General features: G+C 67.4%; 23 protein-coding genes. 11 read left to right on the top strand and 12 right to left on the bottom strand.

Translation table 11 applies throughout. The annotated features are described in order from the left end of the window. Positions 1-92 precede the first annotated feature (92 nt). On the top strand, positions 93-929 hold the full coding sequence (locus AC5JCN_RS10860) for a DUF1295 domain-containing protein (protein ID WP_495755108.1): 837 nt from the start codon (positions 93-95) through the stop codon (positions 927-929). Between the two features lie 63 nt (positions 930-992). On the opposite strand, the gene ldtR is transcribed toward AC5JCN_RS10860, so the two are convergent. From ldtR to AC5JCN_RS10875, 3 genes are all read right to left on the bottom strand, one after another. Beyond that, a complete protein-coding gene (gene ldtR, locus AC5JCN_RS10865) occupies positions 993-1,505 on the bottom strand; it encodes a transcriptional regulator LdtR (RefSeq protein WP_495755071.1) in 513 nt (170 codons plus the stop codon). Positions 1,506-1,712: 207 nt separating this feature from the next. Next, on the bottom strand, positions 1,713-2,135 hold the full coding sequence (locus AC5JCN_RS10870) for a DUF6163 family protein (RefSeq protein ID WP_495755072.1): 423 nt from the start codon (positions 2,133-2,135) through the stop codon (positions 1,713-1,715). Further along, entirely contained in the window at positions 2,132-3,163 is a 1,032-nt protein-coding gene (locus AC5JCN_RS10875; RefSeq protein ID WP_495755073.1) for an enoyl-CoA hydratase/isomerase family protein, read from the bottom strand. Before AC5JCN_RS10875 ends, AC5JCN_RS10870 begins: the two co-directional genes overlap by 4 nt. Before the next feature lie 198 nt (positions 3,164-3,361). Here AC5JCN_RS10875 and hemB point away from each other — a divergent pair, with 198 nt between their 5' ends. From hemB to AC5JCN_RS10905, 6 genes are all read left to right on the top strand, one after another. Beyond that, positions 3,362-4,417, top strand: coding sequence for a porphobilinogen synthase (gene hemB, locus AC5JCN_RS10880; RefSeq protein ID WP_495755074.1), 1,056 nt, complete (start codon positions 3,362-3,364; stop codon positions 4,415-4,417). A gap of 14 nt (positions 4,418-4,431) precedes the next feature. Beyond that, positions 4,432-5,787, top strand: a complete 1,356-nt coding sequence (locus AC5JCN_RS10885; RefSeq protein ID WP_495755075.1) for a branched-chain amino acid ABC transporter permease — start codon at positions 4,432-4,434, stop codon at positions 5,785-5,787. 15 nt (positions 5,788-5,802) lie between these two features. Further along, positions 5,803-7,038 carry a threonine ammonia-lyase gene (locus tag AC5JCN_RS10890; protein ID WP_495755076.1) on the top strand — a complete coding sequence of 412 codons (1,236 nt, stop codon included), beginning with the start codon at positions 5,803-5,805 and terminating at the stop codon, positions 7,036-7,038. Positions 7,039-7,120: 82 nt separating this feature from the next. Continuing rightward, a complete protein-coding gene (locus AC5JCN_RS10895) occupies positions 7,121-7,567 on the top strand; it encodes an RDD family protein (protein ID WP_495755077.1) in 447 nt (148 codons plus the stop codon). A gap of 125 nt (positions 7,568-7,692) precedes the next feature. Then, a complete protein-coding gene (locus AC5JCN_RS10900; RefSeq protein ID WP_495755078.1) occupies positions 7,693-8,439 on the top strand; it encodes an arginyltransferase in 747 nt (248 codons plus the stop codon). Between the two features lie 269 nt (positions 8,440-8,708). Further along, on the top strand, positions 8,709-8,960 hold the full coding sequence (locus tag AC5JCN_RS10905) for a helix-turn-helix transcriptional regulator (protein WP_495755079.1): 252 nt from the start codon (positions 8,709-8,711) through the stop codon (positions 8,958-8,960). 12 nt (positions 8,961-8,972) lie between these two features. On the opposite strand, the gene parC is transcribed toward AC5JCN_RS10905, so the two are convergent. Together parC and AC5JCN_RS10915 are read right to left on the bottom strand one after the other, a co-directional pair. Further along, positions 8,973-11,222 carry a DNA topoisomerase IV subunit A gene (parC, locus tag AC5JCN_RS10910; RefSeq protein WP_495755080.1) on the bottom strand — a complete coding sequence of 750 codons (2,250 nt, stop codon included), beginning with the start codon at positions 11,220-11,222 and terminating at the stop codon, positions 8,973-8,975. 198 nt (positions 11,223-11,420) lie between these two features. Beyond that, entirely contained in the window at positions 11,421-11,579 is a 159-nt protein-coding gene (locus tag AC5JCN_RS10915) for a DUF1127 domain-containing protein (protein WP_495755081.1), read from the bottom strand. A 292-nt stretch (positions 11,580-11,871) separates the two neighbouring features. Here AC5JCN_RS10915 and trmFO point away from each other — a divergent pair, with 292 nt between their 5' ends. After that, a complete protein-coding gene (gene trmFO / locus AC5JCN_RS10920) occupies positions 11,872-13,296 on the top strand; it encodes a methylenetetrahydrofolate--tRNA-(uracil(54)-C(5))-methyltransferase (FADH(2)-oxidizing) TrmFO (protein WP_495755082.1) in 1,425 nt (474 codons plus the stop codon). Between the two features lie 6 nt (positions 13,297-13,302). Here the strand turns inward: trmFO and AC5JCN_RS10925 are convergent, their stop codons facing one another. The 6 genes from AC5JCN_RS10925 to AC5JCN_RS10950 form a co-directional block, all read right to left on the bottom strand. After that, positions 13,303-14,157 (bottom strand): phytoene/squalene synthase family protein, encoded by an 855-nt coding sequence (locus AC5JCN_RS10925; RefSeq protein WP_495755083.1) that lies wholly within the window; start codon positions 14,155-14,157, stop codon positions 13,303-13,305. Positions 14,158-14,163: 6 nt separating this feature from the next. Then, positions 14,164-14,547: an Mth938-like domain-containing protein gene (locus AC5JCN_RS10930; protein WP_495755084.1), complete on the bottom strand. Its 384-nt coding sequence runs from the start codon at positions 14,545-14,547 to the stop codon at positions 14,164-14,166. Further along, on the bottom strand, positions 14,547-15,533 hold the full coding sequence (gene secF, locus AC5JCN_RS10935; RefSeq protein WP_495755085.1) for a protein translocase subunit SecF: 987 nt from the start codon (positions 15,531-15,533) through the stop codon (positions 14,547-14,549). Before secF ends, AC5JCN_RS10930 begins: the two co-directional genes overlap by 1 nt. Before the next feature lie 13 nt (positions 15,534-15,546). Next, positions 15,547-17,154, bottom strand: a complete 1,608-nt coding sequence (gene secD, locus AC5JCN_RS10940; RefSeq protein ID WP_495755086.1) for a protein translocase subunit SecD — start codon at positions 17,152-17,154, stop codon at positions 15,547-15,549. A gap of 52 nt (positions 17,155-17,206) precedes the next feature. Continuing rightward, complete coding sequence (gene yajC / locus AC5JCN_RS10945) at positions 17,207-17,488, bottom strand: preprotein translocase subunit YajC (protein ID WP_495755087.1); 282 nt, start codon at positions 17,486-17,488, stop codon at positions 17,207-17,209. A 163-nt stretch (positions 17,489-17,651) separates the two neighbouring features. Beyond that, positions 17,652-18,722: a COX15/CtaA family protein gene (locus AC5JCN_RS10950; protein ID WP_495755088.1), complete on the bottom strand. Its 1,071-nt coding sequence runs from the start codon at positions 18,720-18,722 to the stop codon at positions 17,652-17,654. Positions 18,723-18,840: 118 nt separating this feature from the next. Here AC5JCN_RS10950 and AC5JCN_RS10955 point away from each other — a divergent pair, with 118 nt between their 5' ends. After that, complete coding sequence (locus AC5JCN_RS10955; protein ID WP_495755089.1) at positions 18,841-19,053, top strand: DUF2842 domain-containing protein; 213 nt, start codon at positions 18,841-18,843, stop codon at positions 19,051-19,053. Here AC5JCN_RS10955 and recJ read toward each other — a convergent pair. Further along, entirely contained in the window at positions 19,019-20,758 is a 1,740-nt protein-coding gene (gene recJ / locus AC5JCN_RS10960; protein WP_495755109.1) for a single-stranded-DNA-specific exonuclease RecJ, read from the bottom strand. The two genes, AC5JCN_RS10955 and recJ, sit on opposite strands and share 35 nt — an antisense overlap. A gap of 219 nt (positions 20,759-20,977) precedes the next feature. Between recJ and AC5JCN_RS10965 the strand changes: the two genes are divergently transcribed. Beyond that, a complete protein-coding gene (locus tag AC5JCN_RS10965) occupies positions 20,978-21,190 on the top strand; it encodes a hypothetical protein (RefSeq protein ID WP_495755090.1) in 213 nt (70 codons plus the stop codon). Beyond that, complete coding sequence (locus tag AC5JCN_RS10970) at positions 21,187-21,570, top strand: response regulator (RefSeq protein WP_495755091.1); 384 nt, start codon at positions 21,187-21,189, stop codon at positions 21,568-21,570. The genes AC5JCN_RS10965 and AC5JCN_RS10970 overlap by 4 nt, the downstream gene beginning before the upstream one ends. Positions 21,571-21,594: the final 24 nt, after the last annotated feature.

The raw sequence follows: 21,594 nt of genomic DNA on the forward strand, positions 1-21,594 counted from the left end.
CGCTCCCTGTCGATCCGACAAACGGCCGCCAGTCCGGCGATTTTATGGCGGCGCGGCAAGCATTGTGCGGTGCAGGAGGCGGTGTGACACTCATGGCACTCTCGGCGGCACTGGCGTCATTCGGCGCGACGGCACTCGTATTCGGGCTTCTCTGGCTCTACAGCCTGAGACGCAGGGACTGCAGCGTCGTCGACCTCTACTGGGCCTTCGGCTTTGCCGTAATCGCCTGGATCCAGATCGGGATGACGGCGGAAAGCAGCGTCCCGGCTCTCGTCATGGCGATTTTGGTCACGGTCTGGGCACTGCGGCTCGGCCTCCATCTCATTCGGCGACACACCAGATCAGTGGCCGAAGATCCGCGCTACCACGCGATGCGTGTTCGCAACGGGCCCGGCTGGGAGCGCAGGAGCTTCTGGATGGTGTTCATGCTTCAGGCCGTCTGCATGTGGATCATTGCATCGCCGGTTCACATCGTGACCATCGGCCCGAAAGGCTTCGACCTGCCTGCTTCCTTTGCGTCGGTCCTGCTCGCGGCCGGGCTCACGATGTTCGCAGCAGGCTTTCTGATCGAAGCGGCTGCCGATTCTGCTTTGGCCCGGTTCCGGCGTGACCCCGCGAACAAGGGCCGGCTGCTGACAACCGGTCTCTTCGCGTGGTCCCGCCACCCGAACTATTTCGGGGAGGCGCTGCTGTGGTGGGGGCTCGGGTTCGTGGCCGTGGCGTTCACGGGCCAGCCTCTTGCGCTGGCGGGACCGGCCTTCCTGCACCTGCTTCTCGTCAAGGTTTCGGGCGTGCCGCCTCTCGAGGAGCACCTGTCCTCTCGCCCCGGCTTCGCGGACTATGCGGCCCGGACGCCGGCCTTCCTGCCGCGCCCGCCACGGGCGCCTGCGATAGGCGGTCTCTCACCGACCAAGGATCCCGCCGAGTAGAACGAAAAAGCCCCGGAGCTTGCTCCGGGGCCTTTTTGACGTCGTGCACGAGGCTATGCAGGGTCAGAGGCGGTAGCGAATGTGATCCGTCCAGAAGCGCTCGAGACGGGCCAGGGCGGTGTTGACCTGCTTGAACTCCTCAGGGGAGATGCCGCCGATCTGTTCGACCGTGCGGACGTGCTTGTCGTAGAGGCCCTTGACGATCTCATGGACCTCCTTGCCGGCCTCGGTGAGGCTGATGCGCACCGAGCGGCGGTCCACCCGCGAACGCTGGTGGTGGAGGAAGCCCATCTCGACGAGCTTCTTGACGTTGTAGGAAACATTGGAGCCGAGATAATAGCCGCGCGTCCGCAGCTCACCGGCCGTCAGTTCCTTGTCGCCGATGTTGTAGAGCAGGAGCGCCTGGACGCTGTTCACGTCCGAGCGACCGCGCCGGTCGAATTCGTCCTTGATGACGTCGAGCAGGCGGCGGTGGAGACGCTCCACCAGCGTCAGGGCCTCGATGTAGAGCGGCCTGACGTCCGGCTGGCCCGCTGCCACGTCCTTCTGTTCAAGGGGCTTCAGAGCTGTCTTCATGTGTCGCCTCGTACTGCACCATCGCTGGCCTTTTTCCCGGCCTTGATCTGAATAGACAGTATTGCGAGCCCATGAAGACGAGTTTAAGCAACGGCGTGAATCAGGCTTTTACCCTTTGCGGGCGATTTCAGTCGAATTGAAATGACCTCTTTACCAAGGCTGTCCATGACCGCGTGGGAGAGGCGTTGAACGCATCCACAACGAGCATCAAACCTCGCGCGATGCAAGCCACGATAGGACGACATAGGCCAGCACGAGGGCAATCTCGGCACCTCCGATAAGGCGGCTGCCCGGGATGGCAGGTCCGGCGATGGTCACCATCAAATGGGCCATCACCGCGAGGAGCCACATCACGCCGCCCCACGTGCTGGTGAGCCAAAGCCCCACCGCCGCAACGAGATCGAGCACGGCAAAGCTGACGAAACCGGCCTGCACAGCCCCCGGCAGGGTCTCGAATGGCGGCATGCCGAGTTGCGCCGGGGTGAGGATCACCGCCCAGGCAGCGAGCCCCTTCACGATCCACAGCGCCGCGACGACCCGCATGAAGATCACGAGGTAGCGGTCCCAGGCGGCCGTGCCTGGTGGAGGCGCGTCACCGCGCAGGGGCCGCGTGCGGTGTGCGTCAGTCATTCCGGCACTCCCGTCCAGCGGGAAATCTCGTCCAGCCCGACCCCTCCGGCGGCTGCGTGAAGCCAGCGCGGCGCGTTGTCCCGGTCGACGAGAACTGCCCGGATACCTTCGGCGAAGTCGGGATTGTCGGGCATCCCGCAGGCAATCCTGTATTCGAGCGCCATCGCGGCATCGAAGTCCAAGCCACGTCCGAGCCTCATCTGCTCGCAGGCGATGGCGAGGCTCAGCGGGCTCTTTGCCCGGATGAGCCGGGCGGCCTCCTCGGGAAAGACATTGCCGCCACCCGCCGCGGAGTCGAGCCGGGAGAGGATGCCGCCCACGGTGTCAGGCGCAAAGCAGGCGCCGCAGACCTCCGGGTCGAAGCCGCTTTCGGCCGGAGGAGGCGCGCTGTACGAGTCCAGGATCGTTCCCGTATCGCCGGGATTCTCGAGGGCGGCGAGGAGCGCCTGATGCCTCTCGGACGGCACGTAGTGGGTGGCGAGCCCAAGGGCGACTGCCCTCCCCGGCCCGATGCGGGCGCCGGTCAAGACCAGCCATGGTCCGGCATGGCCCGGCAAGCGCGAGAGCACGAAGGTGGCGCCGACGTCGGGAAAGAAGCCGATGCCGACCTCGGGCATGGCGAAGACGTAGCGGTCTCCCGCCACGCGGTACCGTCCATGCACGGAGACGCCGACCCCGCCACCCATGACGATCCCGTCGATGAGCGCAATGTACGGCTTGGGATAGCGCCGGATGATTGCGTTGAGCGCATACTCCTCGCGCCAGAAGGTGAGTGCCTCCTCGCGCCTGCCGCCGAGCACCGCCTCGCGGAGCAGGCGAACGTCACCCCCTGCACAGAAGGCCCTGTCGCCCGCTCCGGTGATGGCGACGCGCTCTACCGCGTCATCGCCGGCCCACGCGGTGAGCTGCCGGGTCATCGCCCTCACCATGCCGAGCGTCAGCGCGTTCAGCGCCTTCGGGCGGTCGAGCGTGATCAGGCCCAGCCGGCCACGGATCTCGAACCGAACCTCACCGGTGTCGCCGCTCACCCCTACCTCCAGAATCCGGTGCCAGCCTTCGCCGGCGCCGCGGAGTTAGCGCGCCGCCCGAGGCAACGTCAAACCCGCGCCTCGAAACGCAGCGGCGGGCCGTCGCATCAGGACATTCAACGACTTCCGGCGCTCCCGCGGGGGTGCTACGCATGCGGCGGAGGGGCACTGGCGAGACCCCTGTGAGGAGACCGACCCATGGCGTCGCGCGTCACGTCCCTTCAGCCGGGTCAGCGGCCCCTATCGGAGGCCGAAGAGACCGCTCATCGGCTCGACCTGGCGCACAGGCCGCGGCGCAACCGGAAATCGGAATGGGCGCGCAGGCTGGTGCGCGAGAACCAGGTCACCGCCGACGACCTGATCTGGCCGATTTTCGTTGTCGAGGGCAGCAATGTCCGTGTCCCCGTAGGTTCGATGCCGGGGGTGGAGCGTCTCAGCATCGATGTCGCGGTGCAGGAGGCTCGCAGGGCCGTGGAGCTCCGGATTCCCTGCATCGCTCTTTTTCCCTACACGGACCCCAAGCTGCGTGACGCGACGGGCCGGGAAGCGCTGAATTCACAGAACCTCGTCTGCACGGCGTGCCGGGAGATCAAGAAGGCCGCCCCCGATATCGGCATCCTCACCGACGTGGCGCTCGATCCGTATACGAGCCATGGCCATGACGGGCTTCTGCGCGACGGCCGCATTCTGAACGACGAGACCGTGGCCGTGCTGGTGCAGCAGGCGATCGTCCAGTCCGAGGCAGGCTCGGACATCGTCGCGCCCTCCGACATGATGGACGGGCGCATCGGCGCCATCCGCCGTGGGCTCGATTCCGCCGGCCTGCTGGACATCCAGATCATGGCCTACGCCGCCAAGTACGCGTCGGCCTTCTACGGGCCCTTCCGCGAAGCGGTCGGCTCGAGCGTGACCCTCAGCGGCGACAAGCGCACCTACCAGATGGACCCCGGCAACACCGACGAGGCGATGCGCGAGGTCGCGCTCGACATCGACGAGGGCGCCGACATGGTGATGGTAAAGCCCGGCATGCCCTATCTCGACATCGTCAGGCGCGTGAAGGACACGTTCTCCGTGCCGACCTTCGCCTACCAGGTCTCCGGCGAGTACGCGATGATCAAGGCCGCCGCGGCCAATGGTTGGCTCGACGGCGAGAAGGCGATGCTGGAGAGCCTCGTCGCCTTCAAGCGGGCCGGCGCCGACGGAATCCTCACCTATTTCGCTCCGGCTGTCGCCGAGAAGCTGGCCCGCGCCTGAGCCGCGCGGGCGCCTTGACGGCATTCCTGCGACGTTCGAAGGCGCCATGGCTGGCAGCCGCCGCAGTCGCGGCGTTGTCCGGTTGCGGGCCGGAGACGGACAGCGACCAGGCGCGTATCTGCCGCATGGCACTCCCGGCGCTGCACGAGCCCGGATCCATCTTCGAGATCTCGCGCATCGCGCCCGGCACGACGCCTGACACGGTGCGCATCGTCTACCGGGTGCAGGAGCCCAGCCGACCCTCGCGCACGCGCTTCATCTCCTGCCGCTTCGCCGGGTCCGGCCTCGCGCCGGGCCGCCAGGACCTCGTTTCCGTGACGACCGAGGCGGGAACACTGGGCGATGCGCAGCTCTATTTCCTGCGCCGGTTCTGGCTGGCGACACCCGAGGCCATGGATCTTGACCCCGGCGACAGGCCGGCCCAGGCGCTGGTACCGGACATGCCGTTCTGGGCCGCCTATGCACTCCAGCAGTCGGTGTCGGGCCTTCCCCAAGCCTGCGTCTACGCTCTGCTGGCGGCCGCCTACTCCCTCGTCTACGGCCTCATCGGCCGCATCGTCTTCGGCTTCGGCGAACTGGCCGCGCTCGCCGCCTATGCGACGCTGCTTGTTGTAGGGATGGCGCTCGCCGGCGGCCTGGGCCTCCTCGCGGCCATCGCGCTGGCGGTGCCGGTTGCGGTCACGACTGGCGCGCTTCACGGCGTGGTGGTGGGGCGGCTGGTCGTCTCGCCGCTCGCCGGGCGTGGCGGGCTGCCCATCCTCGTCGCCACGACCGGCCTCATGCTGGTGCTGTCGGAATACATGCGGCTGGTCCAGGGGCCGGCCTTGCGCTGGGTTCCGCCGTTCATGAACCGGCCGTGGGCCTTTGGGCGATCGGGCGACTTCGTGGTAACGGCGACACCCGTCGCCATGCTGGCGACGGCGGTCTGCCTCGTGGCCGGGATCGGCCTCCTGCTGCTCCTCTGGCGGACGCGCTTCGGCAGGGCGTGGCGTGCCTTCGCCGACGATCCGAAGATGGCGGTGCTGCTCGGCGTCGACGGAAGGCGCCTCTTCGGGATCACATTCGCCCTGTCGGCGGCCCTGGCCGGGCTCGCTGGCTTCGTGGTGACGGTGCATTTCGGCGGCGTGGGATACGGTTCGGGCCTCACCGTGGGGCTCAAGGCGCTGGTGGCAGCCGTGCTCGGGGGCGTGGGATCCGTGCCCGGTGCGCTGCTGGGAGGGCTCGCGCTGGGGCTGGCCGAGGCCTTGTGGTCGGCAGCGATGCCCATCGACAGCCGTGACGTGGCAGTCTACGCACTGCTCTCGATTGTCCTCGCCCTGCGCCCTGGCGGCCTTTTCGGCTTCGGGGACGCCACGCCGCGGCGGGTGTGACGGGACGGGGCCGCCATGACTTACGCCATCAGCATTGCCGACATCCGGGCCGCCGCAGCCGCCATTTCTGGCCAGGTGCTTGCGACCCCCACCCTCCCCTCCCCGCGGCTCTCGGCCGCCACGGGCGCGGAGATCTACGTCAAGTACGAGACGCTGCAGGCGACCGGGGCCTTCAAGGAACGCGGCGCGCTGAACCGCCTGCTGGCGCTGACCGAGGAAGAGCGCCGCCGCGGAGTCGTGTCCCTGTCGGCCGGCAATCATGCGCAGGCGGTCGCCTACCATGCCCGCCGACTCGGAATTCCCGCCACCATCGTCATGCCGAGGGGCACGCCGATGGTGAAAGTCGAGAATACCCGCGGCTACGGCGCCACCGTGGTTCTGGAAGGCGACACGCTGGAGGAAGCGAGCCGCGAGGTCGAGCGCATCCTGGCGCGCGATGCGCCGGTGCTCGTCCATCCCTATGATGATCCCGCCGTTATGGCGGGCCAGGGGACGATCGCACTCGAAATGCTCGCCGCGGTGCCGGACCTCGACACGCTGGTCGTCCCCGTGGGCGGCGGCGGGCTGTTCTCGGGCATGGCGGTCGCAGCCCGTGCCATCAACCCGTCCATCCGCCTGGTGGGAGTGGAAGCGCAGCTCTACCCGTCCTTTCGCAACGCCGTGCGCAGCGAGGAGCGGCCGGTGGGCGGCGCCACACTCGCCGAGGGCATCGCCGTGAAGACGCCGGGGCGGCTGACCCTGCCGATTGTCCGCGATCTCGCCGACGACATCGTCCTGGTCAGCGAGGAGGAGTTGGAAACCGGCATCAATGCCTTCGCGACGCTTGCCCGCTGCATGGCCGAAGGCGCGGGCGCGGCCGGCCTGGCGGCTATCCTCGCCGATCCCGCGCCTTTTCAGGGGCGCAAGGTGGGGCTCGTGCTGTGCGGCGGCAACATCGACGCCCGCCTGGTCGCGGCCATCATGGTGCGGGCCTTGGAGCGCGACCGGAAGATCGTCTCGTTCCGCCTCACGATCGTCGACCGGCCGGGAATGCTGGGTGCGATCGCATCCCGGCTCGGGGAGCTCGGCGCCAACATCCTCGAAGTGTCGCACGGCCGGCTTTTCCTGGACGTTCCCGCCAAGGGTGTCTCGCTCGACGTCACGATCGAGGCGCGCGACGGGGCTCATGCCCAATCGGTGATCGCCGCGCTGGCATCCGAGGGCTGGAACCCGCGCTTTGTCGAACGAATGCGCCAGGCCACATCCCCGTGAGCCCGCGCGGCGGCGCTTGCAACTCGGGCGCAAAGGGCCACATCAGGCAGGCCGGCCATACCGACCGGCGGGACGGAACACGATGAACGACACGACCACGCTGGCGCCCTATGCGCCGCAGGATTTCAGCGGCGTCCTTACCGGTCGATGCCTGGCCGTGATCATCGACCTGATCATCGTCGGGCTGATCACATTCGCGATCTGGATCCTGCTGCTGCTCAGCACGTTCGGGCTGGCCTTTGTGTTCCTGCCGCCGCTCTTTCCGGTCGTCGGGCTGATCTACAGCGGACTGACCGTGTCCGGGGAAGGACGCGGCACGGTGGGCATGCGCATGTTCGGCGTCGAGATGCGCACGACCAGCGGGCAGACACCGCCTTTCATCGTGGCGGCCGTGCACGCCGTGTTCTTCTACGTGAGCGTCACCATGCTCACGCCTCTCGTGCTCCTGTTCGGGCTTTTGCGAGACGACCGCCGTCTGCTCCATGATCTGCTGACCGGGCTCGTGGCGGTTCGCCGCGGATCTCCCTGATCCACCTGCCCGGCAATCTTTTGCTGCGCAGAGGCGTATTCCCGCCTCAAGCCCTTGAGAGACGCGTCTGCGATGCTATCGTTGGCATGATTGAGCGGTGACACCGCGTCGAGAGGAAGCGCCGGGTGACAACCCAGTCCCGCGACCAGCCCCAGTTCTACCTGACGGCGCCGACGGCATGCCCCTATTTGCCGGGACGCATGGAGCGCAAGGTCTTCACGCACCTGATCGGCCGGCGCGCATCCGAGCTCAACGACGTGCTGACACATGCCGGCTTCCGCCGCTCGCAAACGATCGCGTATCGGCCGGCCTGCGACGGATGTCGGGCCTGCGTCTCCATTCGCGTCGTCGTCAACGACTTCGCCATTTCGCGCAACATGCGCCGGGTGCTCGATGCCAACGAGGACCTTATCGGCGACATGCGGGCCAACACCCCGACGTCCGAGCAATACTCGCTGTTTCGGCACTATCTCGACGCCCGCCACGCGACGGGCGGCATGGCCGATATGACGGCGCTCGACTTCGCGATGATGGTCGAGGACAGCCACATCGAGACCCGGGTGGTGGAGTACAGGCGGCACGGGCCGGACACTGCCATCGACGGCCGGGGACACGGTCCGCTGATCGCGGCCGGCCTCACCGACGTCCTCTCCGACGGGCTGTCGATGGTCTATTCATTTTACGACCCGCTTCTGACGCCCCGCAGCCTCGGAACGTTCATGATCCTCGACCATATCCTGCGCGCCCGGCGCATGGGGCTGCCCTATGTCTACCTCGGCTACTGGGTGCAGGGCTCGGCCAAGATGGCCTACAAGGCCCGGTTCAAGCCCCAGGAGCGGTTGACCCCGCAGGGATGGCAGCGCGTCGAGTGACACGACGCAACTTGTGACGTCAGGTTCAGGTAATACAGCACTTAAACAATTATCGGTTGCATGCAGTTGAGTTGACAAGCGGGCTCTGTGGTTCAAACTTCTTTCATCGATAAAAAGACACTGCGAATCGATGCGTTGAACCGGCCGTCCTGCGGCCCAATTCAGGCTATCTCCCGTCGTCGCCTGCGCGCCCCCGCCTGCCCTGCCGGATGGAACGCCGCATCCTTTTCTGCGACTGCGGGCTGGCCATCACACAGCAGGGGGCTGCAATGCCTCATCGTCTCCTCGCCCTCCTGGGCCATGACCTACTCCCATGGGCGCGAAACCGCTCGGGCCTGACGCTGGACCAGGCGGCGTGGCATGCCGGCGTCTCCCGTGAGACGCTCTCGGCCTGGGAAACCGGCCGGTCCAACCCGGACTGGCGGCAGTTGAAGCGGTTGGCCGAGATTTATCGCACCAGCATCGGCGTCTTCTTCCTGAAGGAACCGCCGATCGACGACAGGTACGGGAACAACGCGTGATGTAGCGGGAGCTCAGCCGGAGAACCGGTTGCTTCTCGGGAAGCCCTTCGGCGGCAGGCGGCCGGACTCGGCGCGGTTGCCGAGCCACGCGTCCAGTTCGGGCCGGGAAACGGTCCATGTGCGGCCGGACGTGTCGGTCCAGGTGAGGCCGTCTTCCAGGGTGAAGACCTTGGCGTCGGCGAGGCCGCCCTCCTTGTAGCGCTGCAGCCTCACGCCCTTGCCGCGGCCCATCTCCGGCAACTGGCCTGTCGGGAAGACGAGAAGCTTGCGGTTCTCGCCGACGACGGCGACGTGGTCGCCTTCCGCCGGGACGGCCAGAACGGCGCGCTCGTTCTCGTCGACGTTCAGCACCTGCCGACCCTTGCGGGTGTTCGCCACGACGTCGTCTGTCGGGCAAATGAAGCCGCGCCCGTCCGAGGTAGCGAAGAAGAGCTTGGTGCCGGCCTTGCAGGGCCAAGCCTGCACGATGGTGGCGCCCTCGTCGATGTCGGCGAGGAGCCGCACGGGATCGCCGAAGCCGCGCCCTCCCGGCAGCTTGCCGGCATCCAGCGTGAAGACGCGGCCATTGCTGACAAGAACGAGGATCTTGGCCGTCGTCTCCGTGAAGAAGGAGGTGAGCAGCCCGTCGTCGCCCTTGAACTGCAGATTGCCGAGGTCCTGCACATGGCCCTTGAGCGACCGGATCCAGCCTTTCTGGGTGAGCACCACCGTCAACGGCTCGCGCTCGACCATCGCCTCGGTGAGATCGATATCGGCCGTCTCGGGGGCGTCGGTGAAAGTGGTGCGGCGCTTGCCCAGGGGTGTGTGCGGGCCGAACGTCTTCTTCACCTCGCGGATCTGCCAGGTGATGGTCTTCCACTGCTGCTCGTCAGATCCGAGCAGCGTTTCGATCTGCCCCTTCTCGACGGTGAGCGCGTCGAACTCGGTCCGCAGTTCCATCTCTTCCAGCTTGCGCAGCGAGCGCAGGCGGGTGTTGAGGATCGCCTCGGCCTGGTTGTCGGTCAGCGAGAAGAAGCGCATCAACTCCTGCTTCGGCTCGTCCTCCTCGCGGATGATCTTGATGACGCGATCGAGGTCGAGATAGACGATCAGCAGGCCGCCGAGGATCTCGAGCCGCTTCTCGATCTGACCCAGCCGGAAGCGGGAACGGCGCTGCAGCACGACGCGGCGATGGTCGAGCCACTCGCGAAGAGCTTCCGTGAGGCCGAGAACCCGGGGGACGAGGCCGCCGGTCAGCACGTTCATGTTCATGCTGACGCGGCTTTCGAGCTCGGTCAGCCGGAACATCGATTCCATCAGGATGGCGGGGTCGACGCTGCGCGAGCGCGGCTCGAACACGATGCGCACGTCTTCTGTGGACTCATCCCGGACATCCGCCAGGAGCGGCAGCTTTCGCTCATTGACGAGGTCGGCGATCTTCTCGATCAGCCTCGCCTTGGGGATCAGGTAGGGGATTTCGGTCACGACCGCGACCCACGTGCCACGGCCGGTTTCTTCTTTCGTCCAGCGCGCGCGAACCCGGAACGATCCGCGGCCGGTCCGATAGGTCTCCACCATCGAGGCGCGCGATTCGATGATGACGCCTCCGGTCGGGAAGTCCGGACCGGGAACGAAGGTCATCAACTGCTCGGACGTCGCCTTGGGGTGGGCGATGAGGTAGAGCGCCGCGTCGCAGATCTCGGCAACGTTGTGCGGCGGGATCGAGGTTGCCATGCCGACCGCAATGCCCTGCGAGCCGTTGGCCAGCAGGTTCGGGAAGGCGGCCGGAAGGACGACCGGCTCCTCGTCTTCGCCATTGTAGGTGTCGCGGAAGTCGACGGCGTCCTCGTCGATGCCGTCGAGGAGAAGCCGGGCGACTTCGGTGAGCCTTGCCTCCGTGTAGCGATAGGCAGCCGCGTTATCGCCGTCGATGTTGCCGAAATTGCCCTGCCCGTCGACGAGGGGGTAGCGCTGGGCGAAATCCTGCGCGAGCCGCACCATGGCGTCGTAGACGGCCTGGTCGCCATGCGGATGAAACTTGCCGATGACGTCGCCGACGATGCGGGCGCACTTCTTGAAGGCCTGGCCGGGATCGAGGCGCAGAAGTCGCATCGCGTGCAGGATGCGGCGGTGGACGGGCTTCAGGCCGTCGCGCGCGTCCGGCAAGGCGCGGTGCATGATCGTCGAGAGCGCATAGGCGAGGTAGCGCTCCTCGAGCGCCGCCTTCAGGTCGACGCTCTCGATGCCGTCGCCGTCCTGCGGCGGGTCGACCGGCTTGCCCACGGTCCTGCCTCTCCGTGTCACGGGAATCGAGGGGAACGATTAGCGAACGCACCCCGGCCAGGCAAGCTGCCGGCGAGGGTTTTCCCCGCCTGAAACTGAAAGCGCCCGCCTCTTGCGAGGCGGGCGCTTTCGACCCTCAGGCCGCGGGAGGGGAGGAACGGCCCTCGGGAAACTGTTTGGCCCTGGCGGGCCACCGCGTCAGGCGCGAGCGTGCTTGCGGGCGACGAACCTGATGTCGCCACGGCTCAGGCCGAGGTCGTTCAGGTCGCGGTCGGTGAGCTGCGACAGCTCACGCACGGTGTTGCGGTAGCGGTTCCAGTCGCGAACCTTCTTCGCGATCGTGTTGACGGTCAGCATGGTCGGTCTCCGTTGCAGTGCGGAACGCGGAAATCCGGGGCGGAATATGGGAGCGCCCTGTTTCTCCGGTCGGCGTTTGTTGCACTGCATATAGGCCGGTGCTGCGTTTCGAGGTAGCAGAACGCCCACATGAAAGGCATTCTTAAAACGCATAGCATTTCTAAGATCCGTTTACCTTCGTGCGCGTAGCGCAATGGTGACTAAACCGATCGGGTATTTTCGCAGCTGCGCTGCGGTTATCGCGGTTCTCACTGCTGTTGCCCAAACCGGAGCGCGCGCCTAGGTTCCGGCCATGTCGCTCCCCTCCCCCATCCATGTCGTCGGCGGTGGCCTCGCCGGATCAGAAGCCGCATGGCAGATCGCCTCCGCAGGCTTTCCCGTGATCCTGCACGAGATGCGTCCCGTGCGGGGCACCGACGCCCACCACACTGACAGCCTGGCGGAGCTCGTCTGCTCCAACTCATTCAGGTCGGATGACCCGGATGCAAACGCGGTAGGGCTGCTGCACGCCGAAATGCGCCGGATGGGGTCGCTCATCATGAACAGCGCCGACCGCAACCAGGTGCCCGCCGGTGGAGCGCTGGCGGTCGACCGGGACGGCTTCTCAGCCGCGGTAACGGCGTCCCTCCAGGCACATCCCCTGGTCACGATCGACCGGGCCGAGGTGGCGGGGCTGCCTCCGGCCGAGTGGGATTCCGTCATCATCGCCACGGGTCCCCTCACCTCCCCGGCCCTGGCCCAGGCCATCCTGGAACGCACCGGCGAAACGTCGCTCGCCTTCTTCGACGCCATCGCGCCGATCGTGCACCGTGAATCCATCGATATGTCGAAGGCGTGGTTCCAATCGCGCTACGACAAGGCCGGGCCGGGTGGGACGGGCGCCGATTACATCAACTGCCCGCTGGACAGGGAGCAGTACGAAGCGTTCGTCGATGCCCTGCTGGCGGGAGAGAAGACCGCCTTTAAGGAGTGGGAAGCGTCCACCCCCTATTTCGACGGATGCCTGCCGGTCGAAGTGATGGCCGAGCGAGGGCGCGAAACGCTCCGGCACGGGCCGATGAAGCCGTTCGGGCTCACCAACCCGCACGAGCCGGACCGCAAGGCCTATGCGGTGGTGCAGCTGCGCCAGGACAACGCGCTGGGCACGCTCTACAACATCGTCGGGTTTCAGACGAAGCTGAAGCATGGCGAGCAGGTCCGGATCCTGCGCACCATCCCGGGGCTGGAGAATGCGGAGTTCGCCCGGCTCGGCGGCATCCACCGCAACACATACCTGAACTCGCCCGTGCTCCTCGACCCCGTGCTGCGGCTGAAGGCAGAGCCGAGGCTGCGCTTCGCGGGCCAGATCACCGGCTGCGAGGGCTATGTCGAGAGCGCGGCCGTGGGTCTGCTGGCCGGGCGCCTTGCCGCGTCGGAACGGCTCGGCCGCGTCATGGAGCCGCCGCCTGCGACGACCGCGCTTGGCGCGCTGGTCAACCACATCACGGGCGGACACGTCGTCACCATCGATGCCGGGCCGCGGTCATTCCAGCCAATGAACGTGAATTTCGGCCTGTTTCCGCCTCTCGAAACGCCCGTCAAATCGGAGGACGGCAAGAGGCTGCGCGGACCGGCCAAGGCCGTGGCGCGAAAGCACGCGCTGACCCGCCGGGCACGCGCAGACCTGGAAGCTTGGCTGGGTCGCGTCGACGGAGAAGGACGGGAAGCGGCGGAGTAGCGCCGCTCAGCCCCGCCAGCGCCAATAGCGCCAGAGCCGCCTGAGATCCGGCATGTCGACACGCGTCCTGAACGGGTCGTAGCCGGGCCGCTCCATCGCGTTCAGATAATCGCTCACCAGGGCGGCCGGCAGCATTCCCAGCCGAGGCGTCCGGTGGAGGCCGGCCAATCCGGGTCCGGCCTGTGCGAGGCGCTGGCGAGCGAGAGCGCGAAGATCGGCCAGCACGCCCATGAGAGAAGGCGTCGCCACCCCGGACATGGCGGCCTCCCGCGTGAGGCCATGCCGCGCCATGAGGTCTTCCGGCAAATGCAGGCGCCCCGCGGCGGCGTGCCAGGGGTAGGCGCGCAGCAGGCCCGCAAGGGCGTAGGCCACGCCCGCGTAGCCGGCCGCCTCGGCACCGCCGGGGTCGAGCCCTCCGGACAGGATCAGGCTCGCCAGCCGCATGACGACCGACGATGTTTCCCCGCAGTAGCCTTCGAGGTCTCCAACCGTCGGCGGCAGGTCGTCATAGAGGTCGGAGGATCGCGCATCGATCATGACATCGAACGCGGCTATGGGCAGGCTGTAGCGCGCAACTGCATCGAGAAGACCGCGTGCGACGGGGCTGCCCCCGGGATCGCCGCGCGCCTCGCCGGCCAGAAGCTCGCGCCACCATTGCAGGCGCATTTCGCCGGGCAGTGCGTCGGAAACGCGCTCGCGCACCCGCGCGATCTCGAGCGCGAAGGCATAGAGCGCAGCGAGGGCCGGCCGGGCCTCTGCGGGCGAGAACAGCACGGCGAAGTACCTGTCGCGGTCGTTGTCGCGCAGCAGGGCCAGTAGCGCATCGAGATCGGCGGGATCGGAGCCGGCCGGCGGCGGCATGGCGCGTCAGTCGACGGCGACGAGCGCGGCAGCGACAGGCCGGTTCTCGCCGAGCAGGATGTTGTAGGTGCGCGCCGCGGCCCCGGTCTGCATGGCCTCCACGCCGATCCCGGCGCCGCGCAGCAGGGCGAGGATTTCGGGGTTCAGGAAGACGGGATCGAGCCCGGTGCCGACGAGAAGGATGCTGATGGCATCCGCCTCGGCGACCACTGGGGCGAACACCTCGGCGGTGAGGTCCGCCGGGCCGGCCACCGGCCAGGCCGCGATGCCCGAGGGAAGGGCGAGGATGGAGCCGCGGTGCGACATGTCGGCGAAGCGGAAGCCGCCCCGCCCATAGGCGTCGATCGGATGGCGCCCCGGTACGAACCCCTCGTAGCGCCGCCCCTCCATCAGGCCGGGCTCTGCCCGGGCTCCCCGGGCTTGGCCTTCGCCGCCCGGCGCGCGGGGGCGGCTGCGGCGGGAGCTTCCGCAGGAGCCTCGCCGGACACACGGACGCCGAGATAGATCAGCACCGGCGCCGCGATGAAGATCGACGAGTAGGTGCCGATGACCACGCCGAACATCATGGCGTAGGAGAAGCTCTCGATCACCTTGCCGCCGAAAAGGACGAGCGCGAGCAGCGCCAGCATGGTCGTGACCGAGGTCATGACCGTGCGCGACAGGGTGGAGTTGATGGAAAGGTTTAGCAGCTCCTCGGTCGGCATCTTCTTGTACTTCCGCAGGAGCTCGCGGATCCGGTCGAACACCACGACGGTGTCGTTCAGGGAGTACCCCACGATCGTGAGGATCGCCGCGATCGACGTCATGTTGAACTCGATCTGCGTGATTGCGAAGAAGCCGATCGTCAGCACGAGATCGTGCAGCGTCGCGATGACGGCACCGACTGCGAACTGCCACTCGAAGCGGAACCAGAGGTAGACGAGCACGGCGACCACGGACAGGACGACGCCGAGCGTGCCGGACTGGACGAGCTCACCCGAAACGCGCGGTCCAACCACCTCGGTGCGCCGGAAATCGTAGTCCTTCTCGAAGACCTGCTTGACCCGTTCCAGCGCGGCCTGCTGCCCCTTCTCGCCACCAGGCTGCAGCCCGAAGCGCAGCGAGACGTCGCCCTTCTCGCCGAACTCCTGCACCTCGATGTCGCCGACGCCGAGGTCTTCCGTCGTTGCTCGCACCGCCGCGACGTCCGCCTTTCCGGAGCGCGCCTGCATCTCGATGAGCGTGCCGCCGGTGAAGTCGATGCCGAAGTTCATCGACACGAAGAAGAAGCAGAAGATCGCGACGACGGAGAGCAGAGCCGAGAACGGAAAGCTCACGCGCCGGAAGCGCATGAAGGCAAACTTGGTGTCGTCCGGAACGATGCGAAGCAGTTTCATGGCGACGCTCCGGTCAGAACGGCAGGTGCTGGGGCTTCGCCCAGCGGTACCACAGCGCGATCATCATGCGCGTCATGGTGACGGCGGTGACCACGGTGGTGATGATGCCAAGGATCATGGTGATCGCGAACCCCTTCACCGGCCCGCTGCCGAGCATGAAGAGGATGGCCGCGGCGATGAACATGGTTACGTTGGAGTCGATGATGGTCGCGAATGCGCGCTGGAAGCCCGCCTCCAACGACGAGACCATCGAGCGCCCGAGCCTGTGTTCCTCGCGGATGCGTTCGTAGATCAGCACGTTGGAGTCCACCGCGGTGCCGATCGTCAGGACGATGCCGGCGATTCCGGGCAGCGTCAGCGTCGCCCCGAGGAGCGACATGAGCGCGAAGATCAGCAGCACGTGCACAACCAGGGCGATGTTCGCGAACAGGCCGAACATGCCGTAGGTGACGAACATGAAGGCGACCACGAGGGCGCTTGCGACATACGACGCGAGCTTACCGGCCTGAATGGAGTCCGCGCCGAGACCCGGGCCCACGGTCCGCTCCTCGACGATCGTCAGCGGCGCTGGCAGCGCGCCGGCCCGCAGCAGGATCGCGAGATTGTTGGCCTGTTCCACCGAGAAGCGGCCCGAAATCTGGCCCGATCCGCCGGTGATCGGCGTCTGGATGCGCGGCGCGGAGATGACCTTGCGGTCCAGCACGATGGCGAGAGGCCGGCCGACGGCCTCCGTCGTCACCTGGCCGAAGCGCTGACCGCCGCGGACGTTGAAGCGGAAGTTGACGATGGGCTCGTTCGTCCGCGAGTCGAAGGAGGGCTGGGCGTCGACGAGATCCTGGCCCTGCACGATCACCCGCTTTTCGATCGGCAACTCACCGCCACCCTCCTGGTTGGGCAGCATCTCGACGTCGCCCGGCGCGGCACCCGGCTCAGCGACCAGCCGGAACTCGAGCTGGGCGGTCGTGCCGAGGATCTCCTTCAGGCGGCGCGGATCCTGGAGGCCGGGAACCTGCACGAGAATGCGGTCCACGCCCTGGCGCTGGATGTTCGGCTCCGTCGTGCCGAGCGCGTCGACGCGGCGGCGCAGCACTTCGATGGCCTGGTCGATGGCCTTGCGCACGCGCTCGTTGACGCCGGCCTCGGTCACGTTGATCTGGACGAGACCGTCGGGCTGCTCGGTTATGTCGATATTGTTGCCGGCCCCCTGCCCCAGCACGCCGCCAATGGGCTGGACGAGCTTGCGCAATTCGGGGAGCAGCTTTTCGCGGTCCGCCTGCTCTGGCACGCGCACCGATACGCCGCGAGCCTGAACGCCGATTCCGCCCGATAGCGAGATGCGCTGGTCGCGCAGGACGCGCCGGACGTCGTCACGCAACTGGTTCACCTCGCCCTTGATCAGGGCGCTTGTGTCGACCTCGAGCAGCACGTGCGAGCCGCCCTGCAGGTCGAGGCCGAGCACGATGGCCTGGTGCGGGACGAGCCAGCGCGGGATGAACCCCGGAATCGACTGCTCCACCGCCTTGCGCGTCTCGGGAAACATCAGGCTCGGCAGCGTGAAGAGCACGCCGAGGACTGTCAGGAGAATGACGCCGGCGACCTTGAGGCGGGAAAAACGGAGCATCGGACGTTGCAGGCCTTCGCAGAAGGGGCCGGTGCGGCCGGCCCGGCCGAGTTCACGACTTGACGGGTTCGCCCTTCGACCGGACGTCAGCGATCATGCCGCGCGCAACCTTGACGCGCACGCCATCGGCGATCTCGACTTCGAGATCAGCGTCGTCAGTGGCCATGGTCACCTTGCCGACGATACCGCCTGTCGTGACCACCTGGTCGCCGCGGCGCACGTTCTTCAGCATGTCCTGATGGTCCCGCGCCTTGCGCTGCTGCGGGCGGATGATCAAAAAGTACATGATCACGAAGATCAGAACGAAAGGGACGAGCTGAAGAACGATGTCCATGCCGCCGCCCGTTGGGGCAGCACCTTGGGCAAAAGCTGGCGAGATCACTGAAGTCCTCCGCACACGACGCGCCGCGCCCTTTCCGGCGATCGGGCGTTCCAAAAACCGGCGCGGACTATAGCCGCCGAGCGCCGGAAAGCAATGGCGCGGCCGCAGCCCGCCATCACGCGCGCACCAGCCTCCAATGGACTGCCGCCATCGCGAGCACGACCATGGCGAAACCCTGGTGCAGCAGGGCGAGCGGCAGCGGCACCTGCGTCACCAGCGTGGCGATGCCGACCACCGCCTGCGCCAGCACCAGGCCCGCGACCACCTTGCCCCGCCGTGCCGCGCCGGTTCCGGGGACATCCCTGTTCAGGATCCATGCCTGCACCAGCACCAGCGCCAGGAGCGCATAGGCGACGAGACGGTGGTTGAACTGCACGGTGAGCGTATTGTCGAAGAAGTTCTCGTACCAGGGCGTAACGAACAGGAGTTCGCTGGCCGGAGGCACGAGCCGGCCGGCCATGAAGGGCCAGTCGTTGTAGATCAGGCCCGCCTTAGACCCCGCCACAAGGGCACCCAGCGCGATCTGCAGGAGCACGACCACAAGCACGGCCGTGGCCAGGCCGGCGGCGACTCGCGGTGTTCGGCTTGCGGTGGCGTCCCTTTGCCTCAGGCCAGTCCAGACGGCGACAAGGGCGGTAAAGATCAGGCTCGCCACCGTGAGGTGGAGCATCAGCTTCACCGGAGCGACTGCCGTCATGCCGGGCTTCAGGCCCGAGGCGACCATGATCCAGCCTATGGCACCCTGCAGGCCGCCGAGCACACCGATGCCGGCCACAGCCGCAAGCAGCCTTCCGCGCAGGATTCCGGCGCCGGCAAAAACGATGAACCCCACGCCGAAGACGATGCCGATGAGCCGTCCGAGCTGCCGGTGGGACCACTCCCACCAGTAGATCTCCCGGAACTCTTCGATGGTCATGCCCTTGTTGAGGAGTTCGTATTGCGGGCTCGCGCGGTACTTGTCGAATTCGACGGACCACGCTTGCTCGGTCAGCGGCGGCACGGCGCCTGTGACGGGCTTCCATTCGGTGATGGACAGGCCGGAGCCGGTCAGCCGTGTAGCGCCGCCGATGACCACCATGGCGAACACGAGCACCGCAATCGCGAGCAGCCATGCCCGCAAGGCGCCTTCGCCTCGGGCTGCCGCCGGGGTCGACGCCAGCGCCGGGGATGTCAGGGCCTGCGCCATTTCCACTCTCCTCGAACGCGCACTCTTGATCGTTCGGAACGCGGCGACACATAGTCCCGCACGTCCGGCGGCTCAACGGGCTTCTCGCCGCATGCAGGACGACCCCACGGAGCGCACCATGCGTCGCACCACGCGCAAGTTCATCGGCGCCGTCGTCATGCTCGTCTTCGTGATAGCCTATGCCCTCGTGGTCATGGTGATCGCGCAGGGGCGCGTTCATGACGCGGCGCGGCCTATCCAGACCGTCTTCTATCTCGTCGCCGGCATGGCCTGGATCCTGCCGCTGATGCCACTCATCAAGTGGATGGAACGGCCGGACGCTGACGGCTGACCTCGGGAGGGCCGATCCCCGCCGGCGCGGCGTCCAGGATCCGCAGCTGTACGCGTTCGCGGCCGTTCCAGCGGTCGACGGCGAGGTGGCCGCAGACATGCACGGCTTCTCCGCGCGCGCGCATCAGACCGAGGCCGAGAGGCTGGTCGGCCATGCGGAATGCGATGGCGTTCAGCGTCGATCCGTCACCGGCCCTCAGCGTCGCGCGCACATGGCCCCGGCCGACCTCGCCGACGTCGGCGACGCGGTGGTTCGGGAGAAGGATCACCGGCTCGGGATGTCCTGCGCCGAAGGGTCCCGCCGCCTCGATCTGGTGCACGAGTTCGGTGCTGCAGCCTCCGGCCGTCACGATGGAATCGATGGTCAGCGCCCGGTTCTGGCGGGCCAGCGACACGTCGGCGCGGAGCGCCTCGGCCAGATGCGCGGCGATCTCACCGATGCGCGCCGCCTCCACCGTGAGGCCCGCCGCCATCGCGTGCCCGCCGCCCTTGCGGGCGAGGCCGGCCTCGACGGCATGCCGGACCGCCCGGCCGAGGTCGACGCCCTGGACGGATCGCGCCGAGCCCGTGGCAAGCCCGTCGTCCCCGAGGGCCAAGGCGAAGGCCGGGCGCTCGAAGCGCTCCTTCAGCCTTGCGGCGACCAGCCCGACCACGCCGGGATGCCAGCCCCCGCTGGCGACGAAGAGGACGGGATGCTCGTCCCCGAAACGCTCGAGGTCTGCGAGTGCCATGGCCTCCGCTTCGGCGAGCATGATCTGCTCGATCGCCTGCCGCTCGCCGTTCAGCCTGTCGAGTTCGCCGGCGATGTTCGCCGCTTCCGTCTCGTCCTCCCCCAGCAGCAGACGCGCTCCGAGCGCGGCGTCGCCGATGCGCCCTCCGGCATTGATCCGGGGGCCCAGCAGATAGCCGAGGTGATATGGGCGCGGCGGCCCGTCCAGGCGCGCGACATCCGCCAGCGCCCGCAGGCCGAGCCTGCCGCGCGCCTTCATCACCGCGAGACCCTGCCGGACGAAGGCGCGGTTGAGCCCCGTGAGCGGCACCACGTCGGCCACCGTGCCGAGGGCTACGAGGTCGAGCGACTCCCGGAGGTCCGGTTCCTCGCGTCCCGCCCAGAAGCCGCGCCGACGCAGCTCGCGGTTGAGCGCGACGAGGGTCACGAAGACGACCCCCGCAGCGCAGAGATGACCCAGGCCGGAAAGGTCGTCCTGACGGTTGGGATTGACGATGGCCAGGGCCGGAGGAAGCGCGACGGGAGCCTGGTGGTGGTCGAGGACGATGGTGTCGAGCCCCAGCCCGCGTGCCTCCGCCAGCGGCTCGTCGCTCGTCGTACCGCAATCGACCGTGACGAGAAGCGTGGCTTCCCGGGCCAGCATGCGGATGGCCTCGACGTTGGGCCCGTACCCCTCCGTCAGCCTATCCGGAATGTGGATCCGCACCGGGACGCCCGCGCGCATGAGATAGCCCGCCAGCAGCGCGGCGGATGCGGCGCCGTCGACATCGTAGTCGCCGAAGACGGCGACACTTTCGCCCCGTTGCACGGCGTCGGCGAGGCGGCCGGCCGCTGCCGCCATGTCGCGGAGGGAATCGGGATCGGGAAGCAGCGTCCGCAGCTTCGGCTCCAGGAACTCGGGAACCTGTGGCGGCTCGACGCCGCGTCCGGCCAGGATGCGGGCGATCACGTCCGCAATGCCGTGCTGCTGCACCATGGCGAGCGCCCGCGCCCGGCCGGCCTCGTCGAGGCGGTCGCGCCAAAGCCTGCCGGAGAAGGAGCGGATCTGTCCGAACTGGGTGCCGATCACCCTCCCTAGGTAAACCTGCGGCGCCTTTTCGCCAATCGCCCTGGCCGGGCTTTCAACGATCCTTAAGCGAGCATCCCCTACGCTCCACACGTTTCATCATGTCGATTTCATAGAGACGGATTGCCCATGACCGACACTGCGACTGCCGAGATGTGCGTGGAAATCCTCAACTGGTGTGATTCGATCGTGAAAAGCGGGAGGACCTGCATTGAGAGCGCACGCCTGATCGACCTCGCACGCGAGGCTCTCGAGACGGGACGCCACGATTTGTGCATCCGCCTCGCGCTGGAGGCCGTCGACCCTGAAGCCCCAACGAGCGTGCGCAGGATTGTGCGATGAAGGAAAATCGGATCGAGCCGGTCCTGGTCGTCGACGACACGCCTGCGGTTGCGCGCATCGTTCGCATGCTGCTGTCCAGCAGCGGCGTGCAGGAGATCGATCTCGCCCCGAGCGGGCCGGATGCCATCCGGCGGCTCGGTCAGAAGCCCTACCGGCTGGTGATGTGCAAGCGGGCCATGCAGCCGCTGAACGCGTTCGACCTGCGGCAGGTGATGCTGGGGCGCGACGCCTGGGCGCCGATCCCCTTCATCATTCTCTCGTCCGACAAGGAAGAGGATCCGGCGCGGCTGCGCCAGCTCGAGAACACGCACGTTCTGAAGGTGCCGTTCGGGGCAGAGACCTTGAAGACCACCATCGACCGCGCGATGGGGTTCGCCTGATCCGCAGGGGGAGCCCGGCGGCTC

The sequence above is a fragment of the Alsobacter sp. genome (genome assembly GCF_059501845.1).

What these genes read in the sequence shown, in the direction of transcription:
- secF (WP_495755085.1), bottom strand. Translation starts at nt 15,533, where the DNA reads ATGAAACTGCTTCGCATCGTTCCGGACGACACCAAGTTTGCCTTCATG.
- secD (WP_495755086.1), bottom strand. Translation starts at nt 17,154, where the DNA reads ATGCTCCGTTTTTCCCGCCTCAAGGTCGCCGGCGTCATTCTCCTGACA.
- AC5JCN_RS10955 (WP_495755089.1), top strand. Translation starts at nt 18,841, where the DNA reads ATGCGTCGCACCACGCGCAAGTTCATCGGCGCCGTCGTCATGCTCGTC.
- AC5JCN_RS10930 (WP_495755084.1), bottom strand. Translation starts at nt 14,547, where the DNA reads ATGGAGGGGCGGCGCTACGAGGGGTTCGTACCGGGGCGCCATCCGATC.
- AC5JCN_RS10915 (WP_495755081.1), bottom strand. Translation starts at nt 11,579, where the DNA reads ATGCTGACCGTCAACACGATCGCGAAGAAGGTTCGCGACTGGAACCGC.
- recJ (WP_495755109.1), bottom strand. Translation starts at nt 20,758, where the DNA reads ATGGTGCAGCAGCACGGCATTGCGGACGTGATCGCCCGCATCCTGGCC.
- AC5JCN_RS10950 (WP_495755088.1), bottom strand. Translation starts at nt 18,722, where the DNA reads ATGGCGCAGGCCCTGACATCCCCGGCGCTGGCGTCGACCCCGGCGGCA.
- AC5JCN_RS10890 (WP_495755076.1), top strand. Translation starts at nt 5,803, where the DNA reads ATGACTTACGCCATCAGCATTGCCGACATCCGGGCCGCCGCAGCCGCC.
- ldtR (WP_495755071.1), bottom strand. Translation starts at nt 1,505, where the DNA reads ATGAAGACAGCTCTGAAGCCCCTTGAACAGAAGGACGTGGCAGCGGGC.
- AC5JCN_RS10905 (WP_495755079.1), top strand. Translation starts at nt 8,709, where the DNA reads ATGCCTCATCGTCTCCTCGCCCTCCTGGGCCATGACCTACTCCCATGG.
- AC5JCN_RS10965 (WP_495755090.1), top strand. Translation starts at nt 20,978, where the DNA reads ATGACCGACACTGCGACTGCCGAGATGTGCGTGGAAATCCTCAACTGG.
- AC5JCN_RS10925 (WP_495755083.1), bottom strand. Translation starts at nt 14,157, where the DNA reads ATGCCGCCGCCGGCCGGCTCCGATCCCGCCGATCTCGATGCGCTACTG.
- AC5JCN_RS10860 (WP_495755108.1), top strand. Translation starts at nt 93, where the DNA reads ATGGCACTCTCGGCGGCACTGGCGTCATTCGGCGCGACGGCACTCGTA.
- trmFO (WP_495755082.1), top strand. Translation starts at nt 11,872, where the DNA reads ATGTCGCTCCCCTCCCCCATCCATGTCGTCGGCGGTGGCCTCGCCGGA.
- hemB (WP_495755074.1), top strand. Translation starts at nt 3,362, where the DNA reads ATGGCGTCGCGCGTCACGTCCCTTCAGCCGGGTCAGCGGCCCCTATCG.
- AC5JCN_RS10895 (WP_495755077.1), top strand. Translation starts at nt 7,121, where the DNA reads ATGAACGACACGACCACGCTGGCGCCCTATGCGCCGCAGGATTTCAGC.
- AC5JCN_RS10970 (WP_495755091.1), top strand. Translation starts at nt 21,187, where the DNA reads ATGAAGGAAAATCGGATCGAGCCGGTCCTGGTCGTCGACGACACGCCT.
- AC5JCN_RS10870 (WP_495755072.1), bottom strand. Translation starts at nt 2,135, where the DNA reads ATGACTGACGCACACCGCACGCGGCCCCTGCGCGGTGACGCGCCTCCA.
- yajC (WP_495755087.1), bottom strand. Translation starts at nt 17,488, where the DNA reads ATGGACATCGTTCTTCAGCTCGTCCCTTTCGTTCTGATCTTCGTGATC.